The 17,440-nt window shown below is 66.2% G+C and carries 17 protein-coding genes and 1 pseudogene; 11 read left to right on the top strand and 7 right to left on the bottom strand.

Going from position 1 to position 17,440, the window contains the following annotated elements; genetic code table 11:
* Positions 1–6: 6 nt before the first annotated feature.
* Entirely contained in the window at positions 7–462 is a 456-nt protein-coding gene (locus ROSELON_RS17325; protein WP_025311008.1) for a hypothetical protein, read from the bottom strand.
* A 54-nt stretch (positions 463–516) separates the two neighbouring features.
* Here ROSELON_RS17325 and ROSELON_RS03225 point away from each other — a divergent pair, with 54 nt between their 5' ends.
* Together ROSELON_RS03225 and moaB are read left to right on the top strand one after the other, a co-directional pair.
* The gene (locus ROSELON_RS03225; RefSeq protein WP_025311007.1) at positions 517–1,332 is read left to right on the top strand and encodes a uracil-DNA glycosylase; all 816 of its coding nucleotides are present in this window, start codon (positions 517–519) and stop codon (positions 1,330–1,332) included.
* Entirely contained in the window at positions 1,332–1,874 is a 543-nt protein-coding gene (moaB, locus tag ROSELON_RS03220; RefSeq protein WP_025311006.1) for a molybdenum cofactor biosynthesis protein B, read from the top strand. Before ROSELON_RS03225 ends, moaB begins: the two co-directional genes overlap by 1 nt.
* Before the next feature lie 57 nt (positions 1,875–1,931).
* Here the strand turns inward: moaB and ROSELON_RS19015 are convergent, their stop codons facing one another.
* Entirely contained in the window at positions 1,932–2,594 is a 663-nt protein-coding gene (locus ROSELON_RS19015) for a hypothetical protein (RefSeq protein WP_342665317.1), read from the bottom strand.
* A 70-nt stretch (positions 2,595–2,664) separates the two neighbouring features.
* On the opposite strand from ROSELON_RS19015, the gene ROSELON_RS19010 reads away from it, so the two are divergent.
* Positions 2,665–3,441, top strand: a complete 777-nt coding sequence (locus tag ROSELON_RS19010; protein WP_342665316.1) for an HlyD family secretion protein — start codon at positions 2,665–2,667, stop codon at positions 3,439–3,441.
* A gap of 3 nt (positions 3,442–3,444) precedes the next feature.
* A pseudogene (locus tag ROSELON_RS17730) lies at positions 3,445–7,102 on the top strand (efflux RND transporter permease subunit).
* Here the strand turns inward: ROSELON_RS17730 and ROSELON_RS03200 are convergent.
* On the bottom strand, positions 7,099–7,899 hold the full coding sequence (locus tag ROSELON_RS03200) for a protein-disulfide reductase DsbD domain-containing protein (RefSeq protein ID WP_025311005.1): 801 nt from the start codon (positions 7,897–7,899) through the stop codon (positions 7,099–7,101). The pseudogene ROSELON_RS17730 and the gene ROSELON_RS03200 overlap by 4 nt on opposite strands.
* 131 nt (positions 7,900–8,030) lie before the next feature.
* Between ROSELON_RS03200 and ROSELON_RS03195 the strand changes: the two genes are divergently transcribed.
* The gene (locus ROSELON_RS03195) at positions 8,031–8,621 is read left to right on the top strand and encodes a YqgE/AlgH family protein (RefSeq protein WP_051508449.1); all 591 of its coding nucleotides are present in this window, start codon (positions 8,031–8,033) and stop codon (positions 8,619–8,621) included.
* 38 nt (positions 8,622–8,659) lie between these two features.
* Here the strand turns inward: ROSELON_RS03195 and ROSELON_RS03190 are convergent, their stop codons facing one another.
* Positions 8,660–9,616 (bottom strand): L-threonylcarbamoyladenylate synthase, encoded by a 957-nt coding sequence (locus ROSELON_RS03190; protein WP_025311003.1) that lies wholly within the window; start codon positions 9,614–9,616, stop codon positions 8,660–8,662.
* Between the two features lie 147 nt (positions 9,617–9,763).
* Between ROSELON_RS03190 and ROSELON_RS03185 the strand changes: the two genes are divergently transcribed.
* From ROSELON_RS03185 to ROSELON_RS03170, 4 genes are all read left to right on the top strand, one after another.
* The gene (locus tag ROSELON_RS03185; RefSeq protein ID WP_025311002.1) at positions 9,764–11,464 is read left to right on the top strand and encodes an acyl-CoA dehydrogenase; all 1,701 of its coding nucleotides are present in this window, start codon (positions 9,764–9,766) and stop codon (positions 11,462–11,464) included.
* Positions 11,461–12,486: an MBL fold metallo-hydrolase gene (locus ROSELON_RS03180; RefSeq protein WP_025311001.1), complete on the top strand. Its 1,026-nt coding sequence runs from the start codon at positions 11,461–11,463 to the stop codon at positions 12,484–12,486. Before ROSELON_RS03185 ends, ROSELON_RS03180 begins: the two co-directional genes overlap by 4 nt.
* A 105-nt stretch (positions 12,487–12,591) precedes the next feature.
* Positions 12,592–12,732: an aa3-type cytochrome c oxidase subunit IV gene (locus ROSELON_RS03175; protein ID WP_025311000.1), complete on the top strand. Its 141-nt coding sequence runs from the start codon at positions 12,592–12,594 to the stop codon at positions 12,730–12,732.
* 13 nt (positions 12,733–12,745) lie between these two features.
* Positions 12,746–13,405, top strand: a complete 660-nt coding sequence (locus tag ROSELON_RS03170) for a hypothetical protein (protein WP_025310999.1) — start codon at positions 12,746–12,748, stop codon at positions 13,403–13,405.
* A gap of 113 nt (positions 13,406–13,518) precedes the next feature.
* On the opposite strand, the gene rpsU is transcribed toward ROSELON_RS03170, so the two are convergent.
* Complete coding sequence (gene rpsU / locus ROSELON_RS03165) at positions 13,519–13,725, bottom strand: 30S ribosomal protein S21 (RefSeq protein WP_025310998.1); 207 nt, start codon at positions 13,723–13,725, stop codon at positions 13,519–13,521.
* 115 nt (positions 13,726–13,840) lie between these two features.
* On the opposite strand from rpsU, the gene ROSELON_RS03160 reads away from it, so the two are divergent.
* Both ROSELON_RS03160 and ROSELON_RS03155 read left to right on the top strand, forming a co-directional pair.
* Entirely contained in the window at positions 13,841–14,551 is a 711-nt protein-coding gene (locus ROSELON_RS03160) for a COQ9 family protein (RefSeq protein WP_025310997.1), read from the top strand.
* 153 nt (positions 14,552–14,704) lie between these two features.
* Positions 14,705–15,688 carry an NAD(P)H-quinone oxidoreductase gene (locus ROSELON_RS03155; protein ID WP_025310996.1) on the top strand — a complete coding sequence of 328 codons (984 nt, stop codon included), beginning with the start codon at positions 14,705–14,707 and terminating at the stop codon, positions 15,686–15,688.
* A gap of 6 nt (positions 15,689–15,694) precedes the next feature.
* Here ROSELON_RS03155 and ROSELON_RS03150 read toward each other — a convergent pair whose 3' ends face one another.
* Both ROSELON_RS03150 and ROSELON_RS03145 read right to left on the bottom strand, forming a co-directional pair.
* The gene (locus ROSELON_RS03150; RefSeq protein ID WP_025310995.1) at positions 15,695–16,813 is read right to left on the bottom strand and encodes a glycine cleavage T C-terminal barrel domain-containing protein; all 1,119 of its coding nucleotides are present in this window, start codon (positions 16,811–16,813) and stop codon (positions 15,695–15,697) included.
* Positions 16,810–17,436, bottom strand: a complete 627-nt coding sequence (locus tag ROSELON_RS03145; RefSeq protein ID WP_025310994.1) for a CDP-alcohol phosphatidyltransferase family protein — start codon at positions 17,434–17,436, stop codon at positions 16,810–16,812. The genes ROSELON_RS03150 and ROSELON_RS03145 overlap by 4 nt, the downstream gene beginning before the upstream one ends.
* Positions 17,437–17,440 lie beyond the last annotated feature (4 nt).

Genomic DNA, 17,440 nt, shown 5'->3' with positions numbered 1-17,440 from the left:
CCCCTGTCAGATGCGTCTCACCCGCGCGGTGATCCCGGCACCCTGGCGGTTGCGATGCCGTGTGCGGTACAGGTGGCGCGCGACCCAGGTCATGAACCCCGTCGCCCAACCGCAATCGATCACCAATCGGTCCGTCCACAGGCACGCGCCGCCCCCCAGCGCCTCGATGGTCAGCGTGTGGTCCCATTGCCGGATCATCCAGCCTTCCTCGCGGCTCTGAACGCGGCGGGCGTCGCGGTCGACGGTCTCGACATGCACCGTGTAATGCGGGTTGTGCATGACGCGCCACACCAGCACGTCGATGACATAGGTCTCGCCCTGGACCATGTCGCCGTCGGGCAGGTTGCGGTAGATTGCGACGCCCCTGGTCGCCTCGGCCATTTCCTGAAAGCTCAACGCATCGCCGAAGATATCATCGGCGTCTCGGGGATACTGTGCGGTCACGGTCAACTCACGCGGCATGCCACAGTGGTGACAGCCCTTTCCACCGGCGTCCAGCGGCCTTAGCTTCTGCGCATGGACGAAATGGGCTATCACGAGTCGCTGGCCCTGCTGGACTGGCAGGTAGAACTGGGCGCCGACGAGGCGATCCAGGACAGGCCCGTGAACCGTTTCGAGGCCCCGGCAGAAGCGCCGAAGCCGGTTTCCCCCGCCCCCCTCAGGAGCGGTCCGGCGCCGGTCAGCCCAATTGCCGCCCCGCCCCCACCCGACCCGGCCGAGGCGGTCGGGGCCGCGGTCGATCTGGCCACAAGGCTGGCCGCGCAGGCGCGGGACCTGCCCGCCTTGCAGGCCGCCATGGCGGGGTTCGAGCTGTGCGACCTCAAGCGCGGCGCGCGCAACCTTGTCTTTGCCGATGGCAATCCGGCGGCGCGCGTCATGATCGTGGGCGAGGCGCCCGGCCGTGACGAAGACCGGCAGGGCAAGCCGTTCGTCGGCCGGGCGGGCCAGTTGCTGGATCGCATGTTCGACGCCATCGGCCTTTCCCGGCAGGCCGAGAGCGGCGAGGCCGCCCTTTATATCACGAACATGTTGCCGTGGCGCCCGCCGCAGAACCGTGATCCCAAGCCGGACGAACTTGCGATGCTGTTGCCTTTTGTGCGGCGTCACATCGACCTTGCCGATCCCGAGGTGGTGGTGCTGATGGGCAACTGGGCCTGTCAGGGCCTGCTCGGGCGGCGGGGCATCACCCGGTTGCGCGGTCAATGGGACGAGGTGCAGGGGCGGCCGGCCTTGCCGATGTTCCATCCCGCGTTCCTGCTGCGCCAACCGCCCGAAAAGGCCAAGGCCTGGGCCGATCTTCTGGCGCTGAACGCCCGACGGAAGGGGGAATGATGTCGCGCATCGACGAAACCAAAGCCTTCTTGCCGATCCGCATCGCCGTTCTGGCCGTGTCCGATACCCGCAGCCTGGCCGAGGACAAATCCGGCGACGTGCTTGTCCAGCGCCTGACCGATGCGGGGCATGTCCTGGCTGCGCGCAGCATTCTGCCCGACGAACGTGCCCGGATCGCGGATCAACTCCGCGCGTGGTGCGCCGACCCAGAGATCGACGTGATCTTGACAACGGGCGGCACCGGCCTGACCGGACGCGATGTCACGGTCGAGGCGCATCGCGACGTCTATGAAAAGGAAATCGAGGCCTTCGCCACGGTCTTCACCCTCGTGTCGATGAACAAGATCGGCACCTCGGCGGTGCAGTCGCGGGCGACAGGCGGGGTGGCGAACGGCACCTACCTGTTCGCGCTGCCCGGCTCGTCCGGGGCGTGCAAGGATGCCTGGGATGAAATCCTTGCCTATCAGCTGGATTACCGGCACCGGCCCTGCAATTTCGTCGAAATCCTGCCGCGGCTCGACGAGCATATGCGACGGAAATAAGCGGTGGCTGCGTGACAGGGTGGTGACTTAGTCACTTGGACCTTCCCCGGCTTGAGCCTACCTAATGCCCTGACACCTCTTGATAGGCACAAAGACATGCGTTTTTTCCGCCGCGCCCTTGCGGGCCTGTTCCTGTTGGCCACGACGTTTGCGATCCTGGCGGTCGCGGCGAATTCCTTCTGGGGCGCCTTGCAGGACCGCATGTCGGAAGAGGCCCGCACACCGCCCACGCGCGAGCGCGTCTTTTCGGCCGAGGTCCTGACCCTTGATCTCGGGCCGGAGGTTCCGGTTCTGACTGCCTTTGGCGAGGTGCGGTCGCGGCGTACGCTGGAACTGCGGGCCCCCGCCGAGGGCACGGTGATCGAACTGGCCGTGGATGTCGAGGATGGCGGTGCGGTCGAGGCGGGGCAGCTCTTGCTGCGCATCGACCCGGCCGAGGCGCAATCTGCCCGCGATACCGCCGCCGCCGACCTGCGCGATGCCGAGAATGAACTGACCGAGGCGACCCGCGCCCTCGACCTCGCGCGCGAGGATGTCGCCGCGGCGCAACGCCAGGCCGATCTGCGTTTGCGTGCGCTGGAACGCCAGCAGGATCTGTTGACGCGCGGCGTCGGGTCGGCCGTGGCGGTCGAGACGGCCGAACTGGCATCGGCCACCGCCGATCAGGCCGTTCTGTCGCGCCGTCAGGCCCCTGGCCACGGCCGAGGCGCGTGTCGCCATCGCGCAAACCGCGCTGGAACGGCGCCGCATCGCCCTTGCCGATGCCGAGCGCGCCCTGGCCCAGACCGAGTTGCGCGCCGAGTTCTCGGGCGTGTTGTCGGATGTCACCGTGGTTGCGGGCCGGCTGGTGAACCGCAACGAGCAACTGGCCAGCCTGATCGACCCCGACGCGCTTGAGGTGGCCTTTCGGATATCGACCGCGCAATACGCCAATCTGATCGGCGACAGCGGCACGCTCCCCGATGTGCCGGTGCGCGTCATTCTCGATGTTTTCGGCCTCGACCTGTCGGCCCCGGCGCGCCTCACCCGCGAGTCGGGCGCCGTGGAAGAGGGGCAATCGGGGCGCCTGCTGTTCGCGCGCATCACCGAGCCGCGTGGGTTGCGGGTTGGCGATTTCGTCCGCGTCGAGGTCGAGGAGCCCCCCTTGGCCAGGGTCGCGCGGCTGCCTTCGACGGCCTATGGCTCGGACGGGCATATTCTGCTTGTCACCGATGACAACCGCCTCGAAGCGGTCGCCGCGCGTCTGTTGCGCCGGCAGGGGGATGATGTCCTGGTCTCGGTGCCGGCCGAGTACGCGGGGCGGCAGGTCATTTCGGCGCGAACGCCGGTTCTGGGCGAGGGCATTCGCATCAACCCCATCGAACCGGCGGTTGACCGGGCCGAGGCCGCCCCGCCCGAACCCGAAACCATCGCGCTCGACCCCGAACGGCGCGCCCGTCTGATCAGCTTTGTCGAAGGCAACAGCTTCATCCCGACCGATGTGCGCGAGCGGATGCTGAACCAACTCAACGAAGACGAGGTGCCGGCCCGCATGGTCGCCCGTCTCGAAGAACGCATGGGAAGCTGATCGATGCGCCGGTTGCCTGCACGTGCCTCGGGGATCCTGAGCTATTTCACACGCCACCGCACTGCCGCGAACCTGTTGCTGGTGCTGTTGTTGGTGGCGGGGTTTGCCGCCATCCCGCAGATGCGGGCGCAATTCTTTCCCGATGTCGTCTCGGACGAGATCGACATCGCCATCGCATGGGAGGGCGCAGGCGCCGAGGATGTGGATGAGGCCATCGTGGCCGTGATCGAACCCGTGATGCTGACCGTTCCGGGCGTCGTCGGCACGCAGGCCCGATCCAGCGAGGGGCGCGCGTCGATCGCGTTGGAATTCGACCCTGGCTGGGACATGTCGCGCGCCGCCGACGACGTGCAGGCGGCGCTGGACGGGATCACCGACCTGCCCGAGGATGCCGAAGAACCCGAGCTTCGCCGCGGCCAATGGTGGGACCGTGTCACCGATGTGGTGATCACCGGCCCCGTTGCGCCCGGACAACTGGGCCGCTTTGCCGACGAGTTCGTGCTGCGCCTTTACGATGTGGGTGTGACGGCCACGACGATCCGGGGCATCGCGGCCCCCGAAACGGTGGTCGAGGTGCCCTCGGCCTCGTTGATCCAGTATGACATCTCGATGGCCGAGATCGCGGCGGTGATCGCCGCCTCGGCCGCAACGTCGCCGGCCGGCGATGTCGATGGTGCCAACGCGCGCATCCGGACCGGCTCGGCCAGCCGCACCGCCGAACAGATCGCGGCGCTGACGCTGCGGGTGAACGATGACGGATCCGCGTTGACCATTGGCGATGTGGCCCGGATCGAGGTGGCCGGTGTCGATCGCGAACGGGCCTATTTCGTGGGCGATCTGCCTGCCGTATCGGTGCGGGTGGACCGCTCCGAGGATGGGGATGCCATCGCCATCCAGTCCCTCGTCGAGGATGTCGCCGCCGAACTGGAGGCCACCCTGCCCGAAGGCACCCGGATCGACCTGATCCGCACCCGCGCCGAGGCCATCTCAGGGCGATTGAACATCCTGATGGACAACGCTCTGCTGGGCTTGGGGCTGGTGCTGGGGCTGCTGTTCCTGTTTCTGAACACGCGCACGGCGCTTTGGGTCGCTGCAGGAATACCCGTGGCCCTGACCGCGGCCATCGCGCTGATGTATCTGGGCGGTCTGACCATCAACATGATTTCGCTATTCGCGTTGATCATCACGCTCGGGATCGTGGTGGACGATGCCATCGTGGTGGGTGAACATGCCGATTTCCGCGCCCGCAGCCTTGGCGAGGATCCCGTCACAGCCGCCGAGAATGCCGCGCGCCGCATGGCCGCCCCGGTGTTTTCGGCAACTCTGACCACCGTCCTGGCCTTTGCCGGGCTCGTGGCTGTGGGCGGGCGGTTCGGCGACCTGATTGCGGATATCCCCTTTACCGTGATCGCGGTTCTGATCGCCAGCCTGCTGGAATGCTTTCTGATCCTGCCCAATCACATGTCCCACGCCCTGAAGGAACGCGGTGTCACGGGCTTTTCCAGGCTGCGTGTCGGGATCGCGGCCTTTGCCCTGACGCTGACCGCGATGGTCCTTGCCGGCTTTGCCTTCATCGTCGCGGCAATGATCCTAGCGCGGTTCGATGTTCTGACGCGCGCCGAAAGCGGACTGCCCGCAAGTGTCAGCGGCGATACGTTGGGGCTTGCGGCGGCGGCGGGCTTTATCGGCCTGTGGGGCGGGTTTGCACTGCTGCCGGCCGCGCGGCGGCGTCGTGTGCTGGTCGCCATGTCGACGAACGGCATCGACAGCGTCAGCCGCATGGTGAACACGGCGTTCGACTGGGTAAAGGAAACGGTCTTCCGCCCGCTCATGCGTCTGGTCGTCTGGGCACGATATCCGGTCTTGGCGGCGACGATCCTGGTACTGGCCCTGCAGATCAGCCATTTCCTGCGGGGCGATGTCACCTGGCGCTTTTTCAACGCGCCGGAACTGTCCTCGGTCACCGGCAACTTCGCCATGCTCGACGGCGCCAGCCGGGCCGACAGCATGGCCATGATGCGCGAGATGCAGCGCGCCACCGAGGCCGTGGCCGCCCGCTACGAAGAAGAATACGGGCGCAGCCCGCTGCTGTATGTCTTGTCCGAGGTTGGCGGCAATTCCGGCAGTGGGCTGTCGGGGGTCCAGAACAAGGATAACGATCTGCTGGGGTCGATCGCGATCGAGTTGATCGATGCCGACTTGCGCCCCTACTCGGCCTTTCAATTCGTGGCCGACCTGCAGGACGAGGCACGGCAATTGCCCATGACCGAAACCGTCAGCTTTCGCGGCTGGCGCGGCGGGCCGGGGGGCGGATGCCATCGACGTTCAGATATTCGGCGCCGATACCGCAACCCTGAAACAGGCGGCCGAAGCCGTGCAGGCCGCCCTTGTCATATATCCCGAGGTCTCGGCCCTCGAGGACTCGATGGCCTACGACCGCGAGGAACTCAGCCTTGCGTTGACACCGCAGGGCGAGGCGCTGGGGTTCGAGATCGGCGCGTTGGGCCGCGTGATGCGCAACCGTCTGGGCGGGATCGAGGCCGCGACCTATCCCGACGGCGCCCGGACAGCCAGCATTCGCGTCGAACTGCCCGAGGGCGAGTTGACGGCGGATTTCCTCGACCGTGTGCTGTTGCGCTCGGCCTCGGGGCAATATGTGCCGCTGGCCGATATCGTCAGCGTTACCGCCCGGCAGGGGTTTTCGTCGATCCAGCGCGAGAATGGCGTGCGCCTTATCTCGGTCACGGGCGACTTGTCCGAGGATGACCCGGTGCGCGCGGAAGAGATCATGGACGAGTTGGAAAACGTCATCATCCCCCGCGTCGAGGAAACGTTCGGTGTTTCCACGCAGCTCTCCGGGCTGGCTGAACAGGAACGCGCGTTTCTGGGCGACGCCTTGACCGGGTTCGTCCTGTGCCTTGTGGGGATTTACCTTGTGCTGGCCTGGATCTTTGCCAGTTGGACGCGCCCTATCGTCGTGATGGCCATCATCCCCTTCGGCCTTGTCGGCACGATCTATGGCCACATGGATTGGGCCGTGCCGCTGTCGATGTTCAGCGTTGTGGGTCTGATCGGGATGACCGGCATCATCATCAACGACTCGATCGTTCTGGTGACCACGGTGGACGAATATGCCGAAGAACGCGGCCTGATCCCCGCGATCGTCGACGGCGCCTGCGACCGTTTGCGCCCTGTCTTGCTGACGACCCTGACGACCGTCTTGGGGCTTGCGCCCTTGCTGTACGAGACATCGCGCGACGCGCAGTTCCTCAAGCCGACCGTCATCACGCTGGTCTATGGCCTGAGTTTCGGAATGGTCATTGTTCTGCTGGTGGTCCCCGCGATTCTGGCGATGCAACAGGACGTGGGCAAGCAGGTCGCGGCGTTGCGCCGCGCGGTGTCGGGCGGTGCGCGCCGTCCGGGCCTTGCCGCCCTGATGGCGGGGCTGGTCGCGGTTGCGGCAGGCTGGTTCGCGGCCACGATGGGGGCCACGATCGTCTCGGGTCAGATGGCCGGGCCGCTTGCCGCGATGGTGCCCGCGGGCGGCATGTCGATCGCCTTTGCAGCGTTTCTGACGGGGGTTGCCGCGCTGTGTGTGCTTGTCTGGGTCGCGGCTTTTGCGATGGCGCGCCTCAGACCCGCCGACCAGCCCTCGGGCTAGCCGGTGCAGCCGCCGAGATCGACAGCCATCCGGCTGCCGATCACCGTGATCCTGAGGTCAGACCGGTTCAGGGCAAAGGGCCCGTGATCGGGGGGCACGATATCCGCGACGCCGGTCAAGGTACCGCCATCGCGCTGCGTCATCGCCTCGGACACCCAGATCGACGCGTCGGCATGTTCCACGACCATCGTCTCGTCATTGCCGGTCGCTTGCAGCGGGGCGGTGACCGTGACGCGCAAGCCATCGGAAATCGGCTCGACCGCACAACGCACCTCGCCTGCACCCGACTCGGTCGCGTTCAAGGGGCGATCGGACAGGGCCGCCCCGATCATGGGGTCGCGTGCGGGGTCGGCCTCGAACTGGCCCGATATCTCGACCGTGATGGGCATGCAGACATCCTGGCAGACCCCCATGTCGATGCGTCCCGCAAGGCGATGCGGCCCGTCGCCCGAAAGCACGAGTTCCAGCGGCAGGATGACATCGTCGCGATACCCGATCGACCGCATGCCATTGGAAAAGAAGACCTCGGGGCGCGGCCAGTGGATCGCCAGCCCGGTGATCCCCTCGGCCTCGGTCAGGCGCAGCTCTGTCGGAACGCCGCCATCGCCGGGCGCGCGCCAGTAGGTTTTCCAGCCGGGGGCAAGATCGATGCGAATCCCGGCCATGTGCCGGGTGTCCGACATGCGCCACCCTTCGACCAGGGTGACCTGGACGACATCATCGGCCGACCGACCCATGAACTGCGCTGCCGCAGGCAGGGACGAGGTCGCGCCGAGGATCACCGAAAGACAGGCCACAGACAGGGCGGATTTTGCGAACGCCTTTTGCATTGGTCTGAGCTAGGCAGGAGCGCGTGAAATGAAAAGTCACGATTTGGAGACAGCCCCGGTGCTTGATTGAAATCTGCAACACCTCCATCCTGTCAGATATGTCACCACAGCCCCCTACCGCCCCCGAGACCGAAAACCTGACCGGCAAGCTGTTGATCGCCATGCCTGGCATGGGCGATCCACGATTTGCGGGCAGCGTTGTCTATCTGTGCGCGCATTCCGCAGACGGCGCGATGGGCCTGATCGTGAACAAGCGCGTGGACGAGGTGACCTTTGGCGAAATGCTCGAACAACTCGAGATCGCGCCGCCCGGTTCGGCGCCGGATCTGCCTGTGTGTTTCGGCGGCCCGGTCGAGATGCGGCGTGGCTTTGTCCTGCACAGCGCCGATTATCACGCCTCGTCGGACGAGGGGCTGGTCGTGGACGGGCGCTTCGCGATGACGGCAACGCTGGATATTCTCGAAGATATCGCCGCGGGCCGTGGCCCGGATCGGGCGCTGATGGCCCTGGGCTATGCGGGTTGGGGGCCGGGGCAACTGGAAAGCGAGCTTGCGCAGAACGGCTGGCTGACTGCCGAGGCGACGTCCGACCTGATCTTCGCCACCGAGATGGAGCGCAAGTGGGAGGCGGCCTTGCTCAGCCTGGGCATTCACCCCTTGATGCTGTCCTCCGAGGCAGGCCACGCCTGACCCGCGCGCAATGGCTCGATGCCGCGCATCCCGCCGGATCAGCGCGGGGCTGCCGCCCGCCGCAGCCGATCGTTGATCGCACGGCCCAGACCCTCGTCGGGGATGTCGCTGACACGGATCGCCCGGGCCTGGCGGTCTGCGGCCAGCCTGTCGGCCGCATGCAATACATCGAAAAGCCGCGTCGCGGCCTCGACCAGATCGCCGGTCTCGGAAAGGGTCAGATCGGCCGCCCCCGGGCCAAAGCCCACGGTGATGTCGCCGGGCTGTGCCGCACCGCCAAGGCGCACCGCGACCTCCGGGGCGTAATGGCTCGACAATTGACCGGGCGCTTCGACCTTTCCGGGGGTTACATCCTCTTGCACCGGCCCGGCCACGTTGGTGATCGCCTCGCGCGTGAGGCCACCCTCGCGCAGCAGCCGCAGGCCACCCGGCGCAGGGGCAAGAATGGTCGACTCGACCCCCACCGCGCAGGGCCCCGCATCCAGCACGGCGTCGACCTGCGCGCCGAGGCCGGCGATCACATGTTCCGCCCGCGTTGCGCTGATGCGCCCCGAGGGGTTGGCCGAGGGCGCGGCAACGGGGCCGCCAAACGCCGCAAGGACCGCGCGCATGACCGGATGCGCCGGCAGGCGCAACGCGACCGTTGGCAGACCTGCCGTCACCAGCGGCGACAGCCCCGCCGTCGCGCGCAGCGGCAGGACCAGCGTCATCGGGCCGGGCCAGAAGGCCGCCGCAAGCCTGCGCGCCGCGCCGGGCATTTCGGCAATCCGCTCCACGGCGGCCATGTCGGCCACATGCACGATCAAAGGGTTGAAGCTTGGCCTGCCCTTGGCTTCGTAGATCCGCGCCACGGCTCGATCATTCCGCGCATCGGCGGCCAGCCCGTAGACCGTTTCGCTGGGCAGCGCGACCAACCCGCCATCGGCCAGAAGGCGTGCGGCCTTAACGATGCCATCGCGATCGGGGGCAAGCAGGGTGGGGGCCTTGGCGCTCATTCGTGACGTAACGTATGGGTTGAAAGGGCAGACATGCGCCCCCTACCTCGGGCAAGGGGACGCGGGCACATAGCGTGAAACACACCCGGCTGCAAAGCCTGCCTGCGTCCGATCGACCGATGATTTCGTGAGGGAGGATCACGAACCATGCCTTATCGCGCCCCGGTGCCAGAGATCACCTTTTGCCTCGAGCATGTGGTCGGCTATGCCCGCGTCACCGAAACCGACCGCTTTTCCGATGCCACGCCGGAAACCGTCTCGGCCCTGCTGACCGAGGCCGGCCGCATCTGCGAAGAGGTGCTGGCACCCCTGAACCGTGCCGGCGACCTGCACCCGACCACCTTGGAGAACGGCGTCGTGCGCACCCCGCCGGGCTATGCCGAGGGCTACCGCGCCATCGCCGAGGCCGGCTTTGCCGCCATCACCGCTGACCCCCACTATGGCGGCCTCGGCCTGCCGCAGACGGTCGCAACGGCGGTCAACGAGATGATGGGCTCGGCCTGTCTGGCGCTGCAGATGAACCCGCTGATGACGCAGGGCCAGATCGAGGCGCTGGAGCATCACGCCTCGGACGAGATCAAGGCCCTTTACCTGCCCAAGCTGACAAGTGGGGAATGGTGCGGAACGATGAACCTGACCGAACCGCAGGCCGGGTCCGACGTGGGCGCGCTCAAGACCCGGGCCGAGCCGAAGGGCGATGGCACCTATGCGATCACCGGGCAGAAGATCTATATCAGCTGGGGGGACAACGACTTTACCGAGAACGTCTGTCATCTTGTCCTGGCGCGGCTGCCCGATGGTGCGCCGGGGACCAAGGGGATCAGCCTGTTCCTCGTGCCCAAGCGCATCCCCGATGCCGATGGCACCCCCGGCATCGCCAATTCGCTCAAGGTGGTCAGCCTGGAACACAAGCTTGGCCTGCATGGCAGCCCCACCTGCGTGATGCAGTACGAGGGCGCGACCGGCTGGCTGGTGGGTGAGCCACATGGCGGCATCGCGGCCATGTTCACCATGATGAACAACGCGCGTCTGGGTGTCGGCGTCCATGGTCTGTCGATTGCCGAGGCGGCCACCCAGCATGCGCTGGCCTATGCCGCCGACCGTGTGCAGGGGCGCTCGCCCATCGAGAACGGCACCGGGACGATCCTGGACCATGCCGATGTGCGCCGCATGCTGACGGGGATGAAGGCCGAAACTTTCGCCGCCCGTGCGCTGGCGCTGGATCTTGCGGTGTCGATCGACCTTGCCAATGTGACGGGCGATCCGGCGATGACCGCGCGCGCCGCGGTTTTGACGCCCATCTGCAAGGCCTATGGCACAGACACAGGGATCTCAGTGGCCGATACCGGGATCCAGGTTCATGGCGGCATGGGCTTTATCGAGGAAACGGGCGCCGCGCAGTTCTATCGCGACGGGCGTGTCTCGGCGATTTACGAGGGCACGAATGGCATCCAGGCCATGGATCTGACGGGTCGCAAGATGATGGATGGCGGGGTTGCGGCCCATGCCCTGATCGACGAGATCGAGGCCGAGGCCAAGGCCGCCGGCGCACGGGGTGCGCTGCTTGTCGCCACGGCGGGCGAATTGCGCGCGGCCACCGACCGCATGCTGTCGCTCGACCTCAATGATCGGTTTGCCGGGGCGGTGCCCTATCAGCATGCCTTCGCACTGGCCTTGGGCGGCCTCTATCACCTGCGCGCGGCACAGGCCGAGGGTGAGGGGCCGCGCACGCGGCTGGCCCAAAGCTTCATGGCCCGTCAGATGGCCGCTGTTCCGGGCCTGCTGGCCGAGGCCGGTCTGGGCGCGGCCGATCTGTACGCCCTGTCGCCGGAAGATCTGGTCGCGTGATCCGCTACCCTCAAGAGACGCCGCCCGACCCCGGCGATGCGGTCGAACTGGCCGATGGGGTGCTGTGGCTGCGGATCCCGCTGCCCATGGCGCTGGATCACGTCAACGTCTTCGCCTTTCGCGAGGATGACGGCTGGGCCGTCGTCGATACCGGGTTGAACACCCGCCGCACCCGAGAGGGGTGGGATGCCGCGCTGTCTGGCCCGCTCAAGGGGCAACCCGTCACCCGTGTTCTGGTGACCCATCACCATCCCGATCATGTCGGGCTGGCTGGCTGGTTCCAGGAACGGGGGGCCGAGTTGCTGACCACGCGCACCGCGTGGCTGTTCGCCCGGATGCTGACACTGGACGAGCAGGAGCGCGCCACACCCGAGCAGATCGCCTTTTGGCAAGGTGCCGGGATGGACGCCGAGATCTTGCATCAACGTCGCACCGAGCGTCCGTTCAACTTCGCCGATGTCGTGCATCCGATGCCGCTTGGGTTTACCCAGTTGCGCGACGGGGCGACCATTCGGCTTGGCGGGCGCGATTGGATCATCCGTTTCGGGCAGGGGCATGCCCCCGATCATGCGACGCTCTGGTCCACAGATGGCCGTCTGGTGATCGGCGGCGACCAGTTGCTGCCATCGATTTCGCCCAACCTCGGGGTCTACGCCACCGAACCCGAGGCCGACCCGGTGGGCGACTGGATGGCGGCCTGCACGGCGCTGGCCCCCCACGCGACCGAGGATCAACTGGTTCTGCCCGGCCACAAACTGCCCTTTTTCGGCCTTCCCGACCGGATGCGCCAGTTGATCGAGAACCACCACGGCGCGTTGGAGCGTCTGCGCGCCCATCTGGCCGATGGGCCGCGCACTGCGGGCGAATGCTTTGCACCGCTTTTCAAGCGCAAGATCGACAGCGGAACCTATGGCCTGGCCCTGGTCGAGGCCGTGGGGCACCTCAACCACCTGCATGCCCTGGGCGAGGTGCGCCGCACCCGTCGCGATGACGGGGCGTGGCTGTGGTACATCACCTCGTAATGCAAAGGCATCGCGCCGTGGTCCCATCAGGGCTGACAGGACGGGGCGAATGCGGTATTCCATGCACCAAGCGCAACAGGGTCCCCACTGTGGGAGGAGAATGACATGGCTGAGAACGACCACAAGCGCGGCGAAATGGACATTACCGAACAGGAAAAGACCTTCGCCGGGTTCATGAAAATGTCGGTGAACATCGCGATCGTGGCGATCCTGATCGTCGTTTTCCTCGCGATCTTCGCCCGCTGAAACGAGGGATTGCATGCGCCGCGTAACAAGTTCCGTTCTTGCTCTGGCGTTGGTCGGTGCGCTGGCCGGCTGCGAGGCACCGCCGAACGAAGGGGCCTTTGCCTCGGATGAATTCGTGAGCCAGTCGCGCTACGTGCCGCCCGGGTCTCCGACGGTCACGCTGCTGACCATGATCTATAACGACAATGGCCGCAGCGGGCATTCCGCCCTGCTGATCGACGGCCCCGAAGAGCGCGTGCTGTTCGACCCCGCCGGCAGTTGGCACCACCCGGTCGTGCCAGAACGAAACGATGTGCTTTACGGGATGACGCCGCAGCTTTTCGGGTTCTACATGGATTATCACGCGCGCGAGACTGTCGATGTCCACGTGCATGAAATCGACGTTGCCCCCGAAATCGCGGCGCAGTTGATCGACGCCGTCGAAGCATATGGGCAGGTCGGCTCGGCCCGCTGTGCCTATGCCACGTCCGAGGTGTTGTCGCAGACGCCCGGGTTCGAGACGATCACCCGGCGTTGGTATCCGACGCGCGTGATGGCCGATTTTGCCCAGCTTCCGGGGGTGCGTGAATCGATCGTGCTGGATGACGATTCGGACGACAACCTGGAACTGCTGCAAGCCCAGGCCGCGCAGGCCGCCCGCCTTGAACGGGCGCGTGCGCTACTGTCGGAATAGCGCTCATCCACAGGATGCCATCGCGACAATGAAAAACCCCCGGGGCATCGCCGCGGGGGTTATCCTTTGTCCTGGCGAGAGAGGCCCCGCCACAGGCTCGCTTGTCGATCGCCTCAGAGGAGACCTTCGCGCTGCGCCTTTTTACGCGCCAGCTTGCGGGCACGGCGGATGGCCTCGGCCTTCTCGCGTGCTTTCTTCTCCGACGGCTTTTCGTAATGTTGCTTGAGCTTCATTTCACGAAAAACGCCCTCGCGCTGAAGTTTCTTCTTCAGGGCGCGGAGTGCTTGATCGACATTGTTGTCGCGAACACTGACCTGCATCGTGGTGTCACCACCTTTCTAGGTTGAAGTTGAATGTTGAAGCAGGAGGTGGCCGTATAGCAAAGCCCTCCTATCTTGTCTAGCGAAGGTGTTTTCCAGCGCAAAGGTCCCCGTCATGCCCGCCACCAACAGTGAAACCATCGACCGTATCCTCGATGCAGCCTTGATGCATGTCCCCTTTGACGGATGGTCCGAGGCCAGTTTCCGCGCCGCCGTGTCCGATGCGGGCGTCGACAAGGCCGAGGCGCAGGCCCTTCTGCCGCGCGGTGCGGTCGATCTGGCGCTGGCCTTTCATCGCCGCGGCGATGCGGCCATGGTCAAGGCGCTGCGGTCCGCCGACCTGTCGGCGATGCGTTTTCGCGATCGCGTGGCCTATGCCATTCGCCTGCGTCTGGAACTGGTCGAGGCTGACAAGGAAACCGTGCGGCGCGGTGTGACGCTGTTCGCCCTGCCCATTCATGCGGCCGACGGGGCCAAGGCGTTGTGGGACACGGCCGATGCGATCTGGACCGCCCTGGGCGACCCGTCTGATGACCTGAACTGGTACACCAAGCGCGCCACCCTGTCCGGTGTCTATTCGGCCACGGTTCTCTATTGGCTCGGCGACCAGTCAGTCGATCATTCCGCCACCTGGGCGTTTGTCGACCGCCGCATCGACGAGGTCATGCAGATCGAAACGATGAAAAAGAAGGTGCGCGAGAACAAGCTGCTGAAACCGTTCCTTGCCGGTCCCGAATGGCTCGCCTCGCAGATCAAGGCCCCCGCCCGCATGGCCCCCCGCGACATGCCGGGCAGCTGGACGGCCCCCAGCCCGCAAGACGGCTGAGCAAATCGGTCCATTACCTGGACACACGCCCGGTCGGCCCCGATCGGGCGTTTTCTTTTGCCTGCGCGTCGGTTTACCCCGCCCGGCCGGGATTGCCAGCGCGCCCGTCACCGGTCATCAAAAGGGGGAATGGTTCACGGCGAAGGGCAAGACATGACCGAAACGATGCGCGCGATCGAGATCAGCGAACCCGGCGGCCCCGAGGTTCTGACACCTTGCACCCGTCCCATCCCCGTGCCGCAAGCGGGCCAGATCCTGATAGAGGTGGACCACGCCGGGGTGAACCGCCCCGACGCCTTGCAGCGCGCGGGCCAATACGCCCCGCCGCCGGGCGCCTCCGACCTGCCGGGGCTGGAGGCATCGGGCCGCATCGCCGCCGTCGGCCCCGATGTGACGCGTTGGAGGGTGGGCGATGCCGTCTGCGCCCTGCTGCCGGGCGGCGGCTATGCCGAATATGTCGTCACCCATCAGGACCACGCCTTGCCGGTACCGCAAGGTATGGGCATGGCCGAGGCGGCGGCCCTGTGCGAGACCTTCTTCACTGTCTGGTCCAATGTCTTCATGCGCGGCGGCCTCAAGGCCGGGGAACGATTCCTCGTCCACGGTGGGTCGTCAGGGATCGGGACGACCGCGATCCAACTGGCCAATCATTTCGGCGCGCGTGTCTTCGCCACCGCCGGGTCCGATGAAAAATGCGCCGCCTGCACCAAGCTGGGGGCCGAACGCGCGATCAACTACCGCGACGAGGATTTCGTCGAGGTGCTGAAGGCCGAGGGCGGCGCGAACCTGATCCTCGACATGGTGGGTGGCGACTACCTGCCGCGCAACGTCAAGACGCTGGCCGAGGATGGCCGCCTCGTGCAGATCGCTTTCCTGCAAGGGCCCAAGGTGGCGCTGAACTTTGCCCTAGTCATGGTCAAGCGTCTGACGATCACCGGCTCGACCCTGCGCCCGCAATCGGACGCCGCCAAGGCCGAGATCGCCGCGCAACTGGCCGAACAGGTCTGGCCGCTTCTGGATGCGGGCCGGATCGCGCCGGTGATGGATTCGACCTTCGCACTCGAGGATGCGGCCGAGGCGCATGCCCGCATGGAAAGCTCGGGCCATATCGGCAAGATCGTCCTGAAGGTGAAGTAAGCCGCGTTACGCGATGAAGGGCAGGGCGGTCAGGGTGATCGCCCGCGCCGTTCCGTCCAAGCCGATGCTTAGCCCCTCGGCGTTCTCGTCCAGATCGGCCGGCACCAGGCCGATGGCGATATTCCGCTCCAAGCGCGGGGAATGCGCGATCTCGCTGACATGGCCGACGGGCTGCCCGTGCTGCATCAGGGGCAGGGGGTGCTGGTTGCCCGCAACCGGCGCACCCTCGACGAATACACCCGTCAGACGCCGCTTGATGCCCTCGGCCTTGATGCGGTCCAGCGCTGCGCGACCGACAAAGTCGTGACCCGCATCCAGGTGCACCATCGCGCCGAAGCCCATTTCGAACGGGTTGGCCGGCAAGCTCTGCCAGCGCATGTCGGCCCCGTACGAGATCAGGCCGCTTTCCAGCCGCTCGACATCGTTCGGCGCGCCGGGCCCGATATCCCAGGGGGCGCCGGCCTCTTTCACCATCTGCCACAGCCGCGTTCCTTGCGCGTTGTCCTGCAGGTACAGCTCGACCCCGCCCTGTTTCGACCAGCCCGACCGCGCGACGATCAACGGAATGCCATCGAGATCGGCCTCGCGAAACTGGAAATGGCGCAGGTCGCGAACCCAATCCCCCAACAGCGCCTCGGCCACATCCATCGCCTTGGGCCCTTGAATGGCCAGCGGCGCGACGTCAGGCTCGTGCACCTCCACGTCCAGACCGCGTTCGCGCCCGATGGCCTTGGCCCAGAGCGCGATGTCGCTATCGGCGATGGACAGCCAGACGCGATCCTCGGCCAGGGGCAACAGGACCGGGTCGTTGATCAGCCAGCCGTCATGGTCGCAGAGCGGGACATACCGCCCTTGCCCGATCATCGTGTTCGACAGATCGCGCGGCGTGAGCACCTGCGCCAGTTTCCAGGCGTCGGGCCCCAGCAACTCCACCTGCCTCTGCGCGGCCACGTCCCACATGGCGACGCCGTGAATCAGCCGGTGATACTCGCCCGCCGGATCGCCGAAATGGCCGGGAATGAACATGTGGTTATAGACCGAGAAGGACTGCACCCGATCGGCTACGGTCGCCTCGTAATAGGGGGATTTGCGGATGTTCGGGCCGATATGGATGGAATAGCTCATGCGGTGTCCTGCGAGGCGATGGCAAACAGGCGATAGCCCATCAGCCAGCGGGTGCCCATGGTCACGAAACAGGCCGCCGCGAACAGGTAGGCAAGGGCCGGGAAGGCCGTCGGAAACAGGCAGAACGCGATGAACAGGACGACGGTCTCGAACCCTTCGGTCAACCCGCCCAGATAGTAGATGCCCTTGGTCGGGTAGTCGTCCGCCGTCAGGCCGCGCCGCTCGGCGATGACCGAAAAGGCAAGGAAGGACGAGCCGGTGCCGACGAAACTGGCGATTAGCACGGCGGCAGACAACGCGTTCTGCGCCGGGTCGGCCAAGGCGAAGCCAAGCGGGAAGAGCGCGTAGAACACGAAATCCAGCGCGATATCGAGGAACGCGCCGCGATCCGTCGTTTGCGTCGCCCGCGCGATGGCCCCGTCCAGGCCATCGGCCAGCCGATTCAGCACCAGCCCCAGCAGGGCCAGCCAGACAAGGCCCAGGGCGGCGGCCATGACCGCCAGCAGCCCAATGGCAAAGCCCGCCAGCGTGACCTGATCGGCCCGTATGCCGCGGCTGGCCAGATGGCGCGCGGGCGGGTCCATCAGCCGTCGTTGCAGCGGAAGAAGGCGCGCGTCGATCATCGGC

The organism is Roseibacterium elongatum DSM 19469 (genome assembly GCF_000590925.1).
In the GTDB taxonomy this organism is placed as follows: domain Bacteria; phylum Pseudomonadota; class Alphaproteobacteria; order Rhodobacterales; family Rhodobacteraceae; genus Roseibacterium; species Roseibacterium elongatum.
The sequence above is the reverse complement of the archived record's forward strand: the minus strand, read 5'-3'. Positions and strand labels throughout refer to the sequence as shown.

Bases quoted from the DNA above. Each gene is read 5' to 3' on its own strand.
- ROSELON_RS17325 (WP_025311008.1), bottom strand. From the start codon at position 462: ATGCCGCGTGAGTTGACCGTGACCGCACAGTATCCCCGAGACGCCGAT.
- ROSELON_RS03225 (WP_025311007.1), top strand. From the start codon at position 517: ATGGACGAAATGGGCTATCACGAGTCGCTGGCCCTGCTGGACTGGCAG.
- moaB (WP_025311006.1), top strand. From the start codon at position 1,332: ATGTCGCGCATCGACGAAACCAAAGCCTTCTTGCCGATCCGCATCGCC.
- ROSELON_RS19015 (WP_342665317.1), bottom strand. From the start codon at position 2,594: ATGGCGACACGCGCCTCGGCCGTGGCCAGGGGCCTGACGGCGCGACAG.
- ROSELON_RS03195 (WP_051508449.1), top strand. From the start codon at position 8,031: ATGTCACCACAGCCCCCTACCGCCCCCGAGACCGAAAACCTGACCGGC.
- ROSELON_RS03190 (WP_025311003.1), bottom strand. From the start codon at position 9,616: ATGAGCGCCAAGGCCCCCACCCTGCTTGCCCCCGATCGCGATGGCATC.
- ROSELON_RS03185 (WP_025311002.1), top strand. From the start codon at position 9,764: ATGCCTTATCGCGCCCCGGTGCCAGAGATCACCTTTTGCCTCGAGCAT.
- ROSELON_RS03175 (WP_025311000.1), top strand. From the start codon at position 12,592: ATGGCTGAGAACGACCACAAGCGCGGCGAAATGGACATTACCGAACAG.
- ROSELON_RS03170 (WP_025310999.1), top strand. From the start codon at position 12,746: ATGCGCCGCGTAACAAGTTCCGTTCTTGCTCTGGCGTTGGTCGGTGCG.
- rpsU (WP_025310998.1), bottom strand. From the start codon at position 13,725: ATGCAGGTCAGTGTTCGCGACAACAATGTCGATCAAGCACTCCGCGCC.
- ROSELON_RS03160 (WP_025310997.1), top strand. From the start codon at position 13,841: ATGCCCGCCACCAACAGTGAAACCATCGACCGTATCCTCGATGCAGCC.
- ROSELON_RS03155 (WP_025310996.1), top strand. From the start codon at position 14,705: ATGACCGAAACGATGCGCGCGATCGAGATCAGCGAACCCGGCGGCCCC.
- ROSELON_RS03150 (WP_025310995.1), bottom strand. From the start codon at position 16,813: ATGAGCTATTCCATCCATATCGGCCCGAACATCCGCAAATCCCCCTAT.
- ROSELON_RS03145 (WP_025310994.1), bottom strand. From the start codon at position 17,436: ATGATCGACGCGCGCCTTCTTCCGCTGCAACGACGGCTGATGGACCCG.